The sequence below is a fragment of the Methylophaga sp. SB9B genome, from assembly GCF_004832235.1.
Taxonomy (GTDB): domain Bacteria; phylum Pseudomonadota; class Gammaproteobacteria; order Nitrosococcales; family Methylophagaceae; genus Methylophaga; species Methylophaga muralis.
The window spans coordinates 113,559-124,971 of sequence record NZ_SSXS01000009.1 but is presented as its reverse complement, the minus strand read 5'-3'; the positions used below and the strand labels follow the sequence as shown (position 1 = coordinate 124,971).

9 protein-coding genes and 1 pseudogene are annotated in these 11,413 nt (G+C 44.7%); 4 read left to right on the top strand and 6 right to left on the bottom strand.

The features are described from left to right. Positions 1-80: 80 nt before the first annotated feature. From E8Q33_RS10980 to E8Q33_RS10960, 5 genes are all read right to left on the bottom strand, one after another. Positions 81-848: a hypothetical protein gene (locus E8Q33_RS10980; protein ID WP_136554765.1), complete on the bottom strand. Its 768-nt coding sequence runs from the start codon at positions 846-848 to the stop codon at positions 81-83. A gap of 25 nt (positions 849-873) precedes the next feature. Beyond that, positions 874-1,872 (bottom strand): tetratricopeptide repeat protein, encoded by a 999-nt coding sequence (locus tag E8Q33_RS10975; RefSeq protein ID WP_136554763.1) that lies wholly within the window; start codon positions 1,870-1,872, stop codon positions 874-876. 346 nt (positions 1,873-2,218) lie between these two features. Beyond that, positions 2,219-2,971 carry an aldo/keto reductase gene (locus E8Q33_RS10970; protein ID WP_247870054.1) on the bottom strand — a complete coding sequence of 251 codons (753 nt, stop codon included), beginning with the start codon at positions 2,969-2,971 and terminating at the stop codon, positions 2,219-2,221. Then, positions 2,934-4,217 carry an FAD-dependent oxidoreductase gene (locus E8Q33_RS10965; protein WP_247870053.1) on the bottom strand — a complete coding sequence of 428 codons (1,284 nt, stop codon included), beginning with the start codon at positions 4,215-4,217 and terminating at the stop codon, positions 2,934-2,936. Before E8Q33_RS10965 ends, E8Q33_RS10970 begins: the two co-directional genes overlap by 38 nt. Beyond that, positions 4,214-4,777, bottom strand: coding sequence for an SIS domain-containing protein (locus E8Q33_RS10960; protein ID WP_136554760.1), 564 nt, complete (start codon positions 4,775-4,777; stop codon positions 4,214-4,216). The genes E8Q33_RS10965 and E8Q33_RS10960 overlap by 4 nt, the downstream gene beginning before the upstream one ends. Before the next feature lie 115 nt (positions 4,778-4,892). On the opposite strand from E8Q33_RS10960, the gene rfaP reads away from it, so the two are divergent. From rfaP to E8Q33_RS10940, 4 genes are all read left to right on the top strand, one after another. After that, positions 4,893-5,693 (top strand): lipopolysaccharide core heptose(I) kinase RfaP, encoded by an 801-nt coding sequence (rfaP, locus tag E8Q33_RS10955; protein WP_247870052.1) that lies wholly within the window; start codon positions 4,893-4,895, stop codon positions 5,691-5,693. 5 nt (positions 5,694-5,698) lie between these two features. Continuing rightward, entirely contained in the window at positions 5,699-7,078 is a 1,380-nt protein-coding gene (locus E8Q33_RS10950) for a lipopolysaccharide kinase InaA family protein (protein WP_168800200.1), read from the top strand. A 33-nt stretch (positions 7,079-7,111) separates the two neighbouring features. Then, a complete protein-coding gene (locus tag E8Q33_RS10945; RefSeq protein WP_136554757.1) occupies positions 7,112-8,245 on the top strand; it encodes a glycosyltransferase family 4 protein in 1,134 nt (377 codons plus the stop codon). Positions 8,246-8,468: 223 nt separating this feature from the next. Next, positions 8,469-9,518: a glycosyltransferase gene (locus E8Q33_RS10940; RefSeq protein ID WP_136554756.1), complete on the top strand. Its 1,050-nt coding sequence runs from the start codon at positions 8,469-8,471 to the stop codon at positions 9,516-9,518. A 40-nt stretch (positions 9,519-9,558) separates the two neighbouring features. On the opposite strand, the pseudogene E8Q33_RS16790 reads toward E8Q33_RS10940, so the two are convergent. Then, positions 9,559-11,279: pseudogene (locus tag E8Q33_RS16790) on the bottom strand (carbamoyltransferase). Positions 11,280-11,413: the final 134 nt, after the last annotated feature.

Here is an 11,413-nt window from a genome sequence, read left to right as displayed (position 1 = left end):
CCCTTTTATTCTAATAGATATAACGATGCTATCACCGTGTTGTGTAGCGGAGGATTTGGAATCCGGTGCATATCCCCTGGTTAGTTTCTCTCTAGATTAAGCAGATTCTGTGCATGCTTCTTGGCAGTTTCGGTGCCCTTATACTTATCGAGAAGAATTTGCTGAATATCATGATATATTTCCAAAAACTGACAAAGATGCTTTGCGTAGTGTGAAACATCTCTCCGTTCAGGGACTAATGTAACGTTGCCGATATGGACAGCGCCTAAACGGTATGAATTCGTCCAAGATTCATTCATGGTATTTCGAAGGGCGGCACTTACTAAAGCAACAAGCTTAGTTTCAATGTGCGGTGAATATTTAAAAAGTTCGTCTGCTGTTCGCTCCAACCCCACAATACTACTTTCGACGGCATCTCCAACTTTCATGTTATGGCCGCCTTTACCAACTCTGAAATTCTTTAATTCATCATCCATGAAAACACCTTGCATGGCCTCTTGAAAATCAGTTTCGGTCAGGTCAGCTAATTTTATATCCTTCTGTGAAATCCGCATATTTGTCGCGTCTTGAATTATAAAAAGTATATAAAAAAGTATCCTGCTGATTAAGTGTGCTGCGTGTTCTTCTATATGCTGGCGCTCTATCTTTCTAGGAACAACAAATGTCACGATATAGAAAAAATAGGCTGCCACATAAGAAAGACTTACATTTACCACCAGATTTCCTAATCTTGCCCCTCCGCTGAATAACTCAGGAACGTCATGAAAAACGAACTCCACCAAAAAAATCGCAACTATGGCAGCTAGTAATGAAAAAAATAGCACTCTCTTTGGTGACAAAAGTCCCATGGTTTCTTCTCAAGCTATCAGTTTGTTAGGAGCTTTTATTTTCAAGCCTTTTCCGGATCCCATTGGCCTTACGCTTTACACCGATTTTAGGGTTTATTTCTAGAGCAGAGTCGAATGCTGCAAGCGCTTCTTCGTCGTTGCCGCGCCGCTCATACGCTAAACCTTTTACTTTGAGGGCCATAGCTTTCCAGTGATCATTTTTCTCAGCCCCAGCTGCAAGCGCTTTTGAGCTAGCTTTGAGGGCCTCCTCTACGAATTCTCGACTGGATTGATCCGACTGGAGGATTTCCTCGGATGCAAACAATGAGACTTCGTATCTATTGCTACGCAGGCGCGCTAGGTCGAACTTTTGTGGTTCCAAAAGTACTCCTTCTGAGCTGTAGAAGAAGGTGCCAATGCTTTTCAGGACAGCACCAAATTCAGATTTTTCTTCATCAAACTCATATGCCTCAGCCCAACCAGTAAGAGGGGTGATAGAGAAGGCTTCATGTCCCTCCTTTACACTGTATCCGGTTAGCAGATTACCATCACTTCCAGATGGAGCGTTTGCGGTTTGGCAAACAGCCAATAGTCCATTATTTGAAATTGCGCTGTTCAATATATTTGCTGAGAACTTCCTCTTAATGATCTCATCGCCAGTACATGAAAATACATAAAATGTACCAGACAACTCACTACCAAAATGCCAATCCTCGATTGAAAAGCTACCATTGTTTGCTACGTCTGCAGAGTTTGGTCGCTCTAACTTACCTTGGAGAACAAGTTCCTTTTCGACGGTATTATAAAGGACATATCTTCCGTGACCGCTTTCTCGATGCCCTCCAGTTGTCCCTTCTGGATCGCTATCACTCCAACCTACAATCCACTCGCCAGAGGGCGAGTCTTTAAACGGGCCAAAGAAATTTATCGATGAAATTCTGATGAAGTTATTCAATAAAGAAACTTCTGGTTCCAGCCCACCACTACGAGGACGATTTTTCTTTGTCTTTTTTTTGGAACCGAAAATTAGATCCAGCAGACCCATTCGAATCTCCTAACAGTTTGTTAATGAGGTCTTCGACCTTATAATAATTATTAACATGAAGGAGCATAATTATTTAGAAAACGGTCCAATCCGTGTTAAGTAATTGAAATTAGAACTTTTAAATTTAGCTAACTATAACTCAAATAATTAATTGTGAATCATTCACGATTAATTTAAGGCTTTTGCTGAAAAATTAGCTGGGGATTGTGAAGGTTATAAATATCAGCAAAGTCGCCACAAATAACCATTGTATTTATCAATACTAAATCTGCGCCCATCTGCGAAATCTGCGGATAAATCTTTAAACCCCAATAAACCGCTGTGCCCTCTGTGTCTCTGTGGTTAATTACTTATCAATCGCCGCAATAGCCTTAGCCACATTGTCAGCCAGATGCACCGGATTAATCGTCCCAACCACCACACTAGCCACCGCCGGATTGGCAAAGATCATTTCAAAGCTGGCACTGACGCTGTCTTTGGTCGAGTTGGCTGGCAAATGCCCACTGGCGAAAGCTTTTTTGATAAAGATGGCTTTATTGAGCTGCTCGGCCGTATCAATCACGATTTGTTCGTCCTGATAGGCGAGGTTATGGGTGACCATGACGATATCGGACTGTTGCAGGGCGAGCAGGCCGCCGTCGATAGTTTTGCTAGAGATGCCAGTAGCGGCGATCAGACCTTGCTGTTTTAGCTCATTGAGTGTTTCCAACGCCCGATGGTGTTCGATGATGGGCACATCGTTGCCGTCAGAGTGAATCAATACAATATCAATCATCTCGCGGTTGAGACGTTGCAGACTTTGTTCAACACTTCTCATAATCGCATCACGGGAAAAATCGAAATGTGACTCGCCGCTGACGGCATCAAACTGTTCACCGGCTTTGGAGCAGATAATCCAGTCATGTGGCAGTTGAGGTAATAACTCGCCAAGGCGTTGTTCGCTGTTGCCGTAGGCGGGGGCAGTATCAAGCAGATTAATGCCTAAATCCCAGGCTTGTTGCAGCAAGGCAAGAGCAGCTTGATCATCTGGAATAGTAAACGCTTCGGGGTATTTAACGCCTTTATCGCGTCCAAGTTTGACTGTGCCGAGTCCCAGCACAGAAACATCCAATTGGGTGCCGGGAATATTTTTTTTCGGTAGTTTGTTCATTTAGTAAATGCCCGATCCCAAAGTGGTTCAGCCAGTTGTGCCAAGGGCAAAATATGCTGCTCTGGATGGGCTGTTTTTTGCACATTTTGCTTTGCCAGGCTTCGATGACTTTATCGGCCAGATCGGGTGATAACGCCAATTTGGTCGGCCAGGCAATATGCAGATTGTTATGACTGCTGACATAGGCGCTATCGGGACGTGCAAAACCGCTTTGTTTGGGTTCGGCGCGATTGACGTTATGCGTAGTCCATTCCAGTTCGGGCAGGGTAAACCACGGCAGGATTTGTTTAAGTAAAGCTCTCGCTTCGTCGATCAATTTATCGGGATCTTTGCCGACGCCTTCTTCAGCGATATTACCGCCGAGATACCAGACAATATTGCCGGTTTTATCGGGGTGGCTGCTGATAGTGGCTATCGGTTTGCTGCCACTGCCAAGACTGTGAGCATAAATTTGCGGTAAAGGATTAGCCGGATCTTTGGCTTTGCAGAGCAGCATTTGCAAAGGCCGTTTCTGCATTTTGGGTTTGCTCAGTTGCAGGCTTTCTAACAATTCACCAGTTCCTTCACCAGAGGTGAGCACAAACTGCTGTGCCTGAATTTCCAGTTCATCGCCAAACCGTATGGCAGTGATTTGACCATCCTGTTTTATCCATTCCGGTGTGCTGTCAGGTGTTTTTAAAATCGTTGCGGCATAGGGTTTGATTAAGGTTTTGAGCAAACTACTGACGTCCAGCACCGGTTCGTCCAACTGGTATAACGTGCCTTTAAAACCGTCGTCAGCAAACAAGCCACTGCGTTCTGATTTGGGAATATTCTGCATCCGGCTTTGCAACGCCTTGCTGGCAAAAAACGACACCATCTTGGAAGACAGGCTTTGGGTGGACCAGAGTAGTTGATGTTCGGTAAACACATTGACGTTGGATAAATCGATTTCGCCGTTACCTTGCAGGCAGGCTTTCCAGCGGGCGGGCATGCCGCTGATAGTTTGCGCGGCGTTGGATAAAATGCCGTTTAACGCATATTTGCTGCCGCCATGAATAATGCCCTGAGCGCTGAGGGTCTGGGCATGGCCTATTTTCTGGTTTTCCAGCAACAGACAGTGATAACCCAACTGGCTTAACCGGTTATGCAACCATAAACCGGCAATACCGGCGCCAACAATAACGACGTCTGCTGTGATGATGTTTTGACTCATGCTTTGCTGAGTTTCTCGTCCAGTGCTTCACACAACCAGTGGCCAATCAGGATATGGCCTTCCTGAACCCGGGCGGTTTCGGTATCGGCGACACAGACACAATGATCGGCAATCGCTTTAAGTTGTCCGCCACTTTGGCCGGTAAAGGCAATCGTTGCACAACCGGCTTTTTTCGCGGTGTTAATGCCGTTAATCACATTGGCACTGTTACCAGATGTCGATAAACCAATCGCTACATCGCCGGGTCGAGCCAGCGCCTGGATTTGCCGATCAAACACGGTTTCAAAACTGTAGTCATTGCTGTGGGCAGTCAGAATTGAGGTGTCCGTGGTCAGCGCAATCGCGGCCAGTGGTCTGCGATCTTCTTTATAACGAATCACAAATTCCGCGGCCAGATGCTGGGCATCAGAAGCGCTGCCGCCATTGCCGAAGAACAACACTTTATTGTCATTCAGGACGCAGTCGCTGATAAGGGCCAGTAAATCATTTAATTGAGGCTCCATATCAAACAAGCTTTCAATCATCTTTTGGTGGCGTTGCAAGGTGGATTTAAATGACACGGCTTACCTCATTTCGGCTCTGGTGGTAGTATTTGTGCTTTCCTGCAAACAGTGTAACAAAACGCTGTGCGCGTTCGCACAACTCACTGCTTGGCATAGCCTTTAGATGGCCTTAATGAAAAAGAATTCCTGTTATTTGCGACAAGATTTGGCTCAGGTCTGGGCCGATAAGCCGGTGTTTGATGCTGTGGCGAACATTGACGGCGAGATCTTTCGGGATAAGGAAGGCCGCCGTACCTTGCGCTTCGAGCTGAATGGCCGCTCGTATTTTCTGAAATATCATCAAGGTGTCGGCTGGTCGGAAATCATCAAAAATCTGCTGCAAATGCGTTTGCCGATTATCAGTGCCCGCAATGAATGGCAGGCAATTCATTTTCTGGAAAAGCACGGTATCGAAACCATGACGCTGGCGGGGTATGGCGAAAAAGGGATTAATCCGGCGACAATACGTTCGTTTGTGATTACCGATGATCTGGTCAATACCATGAGCCTGGAATACGTGGGTGAACAATGGCAACAACGGCCACCGAGTTTTGCCACCAAACAGGCGCTGATCCGCAAGCTGGCCAATATGGCGGGCACCATGCATAAAAACGGCATTAATCACCGTGATTTTTATCTGTGTCATTTTCTGCTGGATGAACGCTTTGCCGAGCACAATACGTTTGATGACAACACGCCGGTTTATCTGATTGATTTACACCGTGCGACTATTAGGCATAAAACACCGAAACGCTGGCAGATAAAAGATTTGGGCAGTCTGTATTTTTCGGCTTCCAGAGTGCCTTTAACTAAACGGGACAAATTACGTTTTATGCAGATTTATTCAGGCTTACCCTTGCGTACGATGCTCAGGGAGCAGGCCGATTTATGGCGTGAGGTGGAGTACCGCGCGCAAAAGTTGCTGGCGGAATAATGGTCATGTTGACTGCTCAAAACTTGCTAAAAGAATTACCTGACACGTTTCCGGTTGAGTTGAAACTGGGCGGCACAAAGTATCAAATTTTGTCGGTATTACGTTTTCTGGCCGGGCGGCGAATTGTTTTGCATGCCAGCAACGATAGTGGCGAATTTGTGCTCAAGTTATTTGCTGCGCAAGGCAAAGGCCAGCAGGAATATCAACGTGAACTGAAAGCGCATCAACATTGCACTCAAGCAGATATTGCCGTCGCGCCGATTTTGCAGCATGCCGATGATCAGCAGGGCATCAGTTTTATTGTCTATGCCTTTTTGCCTCAAGCCGTGACTTTGAATGAGTTGTCGGAGGATGTATTTCCGCTGTCAGCATTATTCGATTTGTTTGGCCGTTGCCATCAACATCAGTGTTATCAGCAAGATCCGCATCTGGATAATTTTGTTTTTTCCAATAACACTTTGTATCTATTGGATTTGGCCTCAGTAGTTTGCCCGAAAAAGCCGCTGAAAATGGCGACATGCCTAAATAATCTCTCGCGGCTGATGGCACAGTTTCCGTTGGAGCAGCAGGAATGGATGTTGGATGGCTTACCTGCTTATTTTGCGGCGAGAAATATGCCGCTGGATCCTATCGTTGAACAGCAATTACTCGGCAAGATCAAAAAAGCCCGCGACTATCGGCAAACGCATTATCTGAAAAAACAGTTTCGATCCTGCACCATGACGCGTTATCGAAAATCTTTGATGCTCGAGGCGGCATGGCGTGGCAATTTATCTACCGCTTTAGCAGAGCAGCCGTTAACGGTGTTAAATCAAGCCATGCAGGACGGAATCGCTTTGAAAAAAGGTAACTCTGCTACCGTTGTCAAAAGTGAACTGTTGGGACAGCCGGTAGTTATCAAGCGTTACAACATGAAAACGCCATGGCATTTCTTACGGCGTTGTCTGCGTAAAAGTCGTGCCAATGTGTCCTGGTACAATGCCAACTTGCTGGAGTTTCTGGGCATTGCCACACCGCAACCACTCGGCTTTGTTGAACAGCGGTTTTTCGGACTGCGGCATAAAGCCTATTTTATCTGTGAGCATATTGCCGGTCGTTCGTTGGCAGACTTTTCTGACTCGGAAATTCAGCAACCTGAGATGCTGCAGCAAATCAGCGATTTATTTGAGCAGTTACATCTGCATCATATTTATCATGGCGATTTAAAAGCCACCAATTGGCTGGTCGATAATCAGCAAAAAATCTGGCTGATTGATTTGGACGCAATGCAGCAAATCACAAAAACCGGTTTCAAGCGTTTGCATAAAGAGGATCAGCAACGATTTTTACGCAATTGGCCGGTAGGCGAAACTCGTCATCTGTTAACCAAAGCAATCAAAGCATAAAGGTAGTAATACAGTGTTAAACGGAACGCATTTATGAAGCTGGCGGTATGCCTGTATAAATATTTTGCCTATGGCGGCCTGGCGCGTGATTTTCGGCGGATTCTGGAAATTCGCCGTGATGCCGGAGATGAAATTGATGTTTATTACATTGAATGGCAAGGCGAGCCCATTCCCGGTTTTAACCAAATTCCGATTACCGTTTCAGGGCTGACCAATCATGCCAAAGTACGGGATTTTTATAATAAATCGCAGCCATTAATCGCCGCAGGAAATTACGATCTGGTGATTGGCTTTAACAAAATGCCGGGGCTGGATTTGTATTACGCTGCCGACCCTTGTTATCTGGCCCGTGTCAGACAAGAACCCAGCTATATCATCAAACAGTTTTTTGGTCGGGTAAGATTTTATGAAGCCTGGGAACGGGCTGTATTTGGGTCGCAAAGCCATACTGTGTCGATGATGATCTCATCGGTACAACGCAAACTGTTTGAGCAGTATTATCAGACGCCACCCGAAAGACTGGTCGATCTGCCGCCCGGTATCGATCCGGATCGGGTACGGCCCGATGACTGGCAACTGCAACGTCAGCAATTTCGCCAACAGTTATCGTTAAATGCTGATGACTTTTTACTGCTGATGATAGGCTCCGGTTTTAAACGTAAAGGTGCTGATTTCGCTATCGAGGCCATGGCCGCTTTGCCACAGGCTTTACGTGAAAAAACACATTTGTATGTAGTGGGTGAGGATAATGCCAAACCCTTTGAACAACTGGCACAAAAGCTTGATGTCGCTGAACGTACCCATTTTATGGGTGGACGCGATGATGTAGCGAAATGGCTGCTGGCGGCCGATGTGTTTTTACACCCGGCGCGTTCTGAAAACACCGGTACAGTGATTCTCGAAGCCATGGTAGCCGGGCTGCCAAGTATGGTCAGCACGGCCTGTGGCTATTCCAATTATGTGGAAGACTCAAATGGCGGTGAATGTATCGACCAGCCGGAAGATACATCAGCTTTTACCCAACAATTAGCCAAAATGCTTGATAAATCACGCCTGCAACAGTTGTCACAAAATGCGTTGGATTATGCCGAAACACACGATCTGTATAGCATGCCGCAGCGTGCTGCGGATTTGATTGTGGAGTTGTGCCAGCATAAAAAGAAATAAAAATGCGAAATATTTGAAGAGAAATAGTTTGTTTGTATGATTGGGGAAAATCATACTTAAACTGGAAACTATTAATTTAAGGTTTATGCGAATTTCTGGCAGCTTAAGAATTTTTTACGCTGCTGACAGAATGATGAAAACATAGTTTTCAGGCAAAAAAGCATTATTTTTTGCGCACTTAACTTGTGGTTGGCAGGTTAAATAATTTTAAGGTGTAACGAATTTGAGCAAAAAATTATTAGTCTTGGATGGCATCGGTGGCATTGACTTAGGACGAAATTTGGCTTCAAGCATTGAGGAAAAAGGGATCTCAACCAAGTATTTTGATATGTCATCAATGCGAAAAATTGTTCTGCAAGGACCGCGTTCAAGTATTGCGAAAATGCTCAATAAAAAAAAGGATAAAGATGGTTTTTATTGTTTACCGAAATGCGATTTTGACGAACTTGAAAAACAAATTAATCAGTTCAAACCCAATAAAATCCTGATTATTGGTTTTTTATATAAGTTTTATGAACCGCAAAGATTAAAGCGATTAGCCGATAGATTAGGGATAGAGCTTTTTTTGTATGACACTGATAGTTGCAATCTTTACTCAACTCGCCGAGAGTTCATATTTTTTATTGAAAATGAATTGAAAATCTATAACGCTATATTTTCATTTTCTCGTGTAGTGACCGACTTTTTCAAACGTAAAAAATTAAATGCCTTTTTCTGCCCATTTGGCGATACTACCAAAACTATTCAACCTATAGAAAAATCTGAAACCGATGTGATTTTTGTTGGCAGTGCAGATTTACGACGGGTATTTTTGTTGGAGAACATTGCCGATAAAGTCACTATTTACGGTAACCGCTGGCAACGGCAGTGGCCGTTAATGTCTGCAAACCTACAACAAAAAGTGATTGATAAGCCCATTTGGGGAGATGAGCTGCAAGCAAAACTGACTGCGTCAAAAATTGTCCTGAATATTACCAGGATCCCATTCTATGGCGCGGAAACAGGAATTAATCATCGTATATTTGAAGCAATGTCGATGGGCTGTTTTGTGTTAACCGATCATTGCGATGAAATTGCTGAATTATTTGAAATCGGAGAAGAAATCGAAACCTATAAAGGCATCGAAGATCTGAAGCAGAAAGTTGATTTTTATCTAACTAATGATGAAGAGCGTGAACGGATTGCTATAGGTGGTTATCAACGATTTCTCAAAGACTATACTTGGCAAACCAGAGCAGCCGATTTATTAACGAAAATGGGGTTGTTAAACTAACAACCCCATAATCTCCAGAAACCCGACGCATTAACCCCTATTATTTGGTAATCAGAATATCTTCCATCACCAGATATTGCAGATCGGAGCCGAAGAACATATTCAACGCATCCGTTGGGCTGCAAACCATCGGTTCACCACGGCGATTCAGTGAGGTATTTAAAACCACGGCATTGCCGGTGATTTTTTCCATTTCTTCAATCAGTTCGTAATAACGTGCATTGGTTGCTCGGGTCACGATTTGAGCCCGAGCGGTGCCATCTTCATGCACGACTTCTGGAATCCGTGATTTCCAGCTTTCCGCCACATCAAAGGTAAATGTCATATAAGGGCTTGGATGCTCGGTCTGCAGAATTTCCGGTGCCACTTTATCCAGCATACTTGGGCAGAATGGACGCCAACGTTCGCGGTATTTGATCTGAGCATTAATCCGATCCGCAACACCGGAATGATTTGGTGAACCCAATATACTGCGATTACCCAACGCTCGAGGCCCGAATTCCATACGGCCCTGAAGCCAGGCAACTGGATTGCCATCGGCTAGAATTTTTGCCGTGTCGGCACAAACATCATTTAAATATTGCCAGCTGACAGGTTGAGTATAACGTTCACAGGCATCAATACATTGTTGAGTGGTATAGGATGGACCAAGATAAACATGTTCCATTTTCTCAACCGGTACACCGGCCAATTGTGATGCATAACTGGCGGCACCAATCGCGGTACCGGCATCACTGGAAGCAGGTTGCACGAACAACTCTTTTACACCGGGCATGGCAATGATGCGTTGGTTAAGTTTGACGTTAAGCGCTACACCACCGGCATAAGCCACTTTTCCGGTTTCACGAATGATATCGCCAAGGTAATAATCAATCAGATGCAAAGCACATTTTTCCAGTAAGGCCTGAATGCTTGCAGCGTAATCAATGTACGGCTCATCTTTTTCGTCACCTTCTCGCATTGGGCCGAGCCATTCAATGAGTTCCGGGCTAAAGAAATAACCTTTGCCATCTTTTTTATAACGACGGAAACCGACGGTATTGACCAGTTTTGTATTGACCTTGAACTCGCCATTTTCACAATGAATCAAACGTGAGAAATCGAAACGGTTGGGGTCACCATAAGGTGCCATGCCCATGACTTTAAATTCGCCATCAAGCATTTCAAAACCGAGATATTCAGTCATCGCGCCATAAACGCCGCCAAGTGAATCCGGGTCATAAAACTCTTTGATTTTGTGAATTTTGCCGTTTTCGCCATAACCAAAAAACGTTGTGGCATATTCGCCTTTACCATCAATACCTATAATCGCGGTTTTTCCTGAAAACCACTCAGATGATAAGCACTGCTGGCATGGGCCAGATGATGTTCAACCGGGACAAACTTGACGCGTTTTGAATCAATGCCTAAATCATCCAGCAGTTTCATCACGTTTTTGTGATTACGCCAGTAACGACGATTACCGGAAAATAAAGCAGTCAATGCCCTGTCAGGTGCATACCAGTGACGTTTGGCATAATGCCAGCGAGCAGGTGATTGCAGACCAATCTGCGCATATGGAAACGCGACAATATCAATTTCATCAGGACGGATACCGGCCTGTTCAAGACAGTATTTGGTGGCTTCATAAGCCATCTTGCCTTTGGCATGTTTGTCACGCAGGAAGCGTTCTTCTTCGGCAGCTGCCACCAATTTTCCATCAATATATAAAGCAGCTGAGGCGTCGTGATTTACCGCGCCGGAAAGGCCTAAAACGATCATAAATTATCTTTGAGTTGCGTAAAAATGTAGTTCAGTATATCAAGCGTGGAGGTATGGAGACTATTTAACCTTTAAGTTCAGCGGTGATAATGAGGACAAATACTCTAATGAGGTTGGAAAACCCATGTCATTTA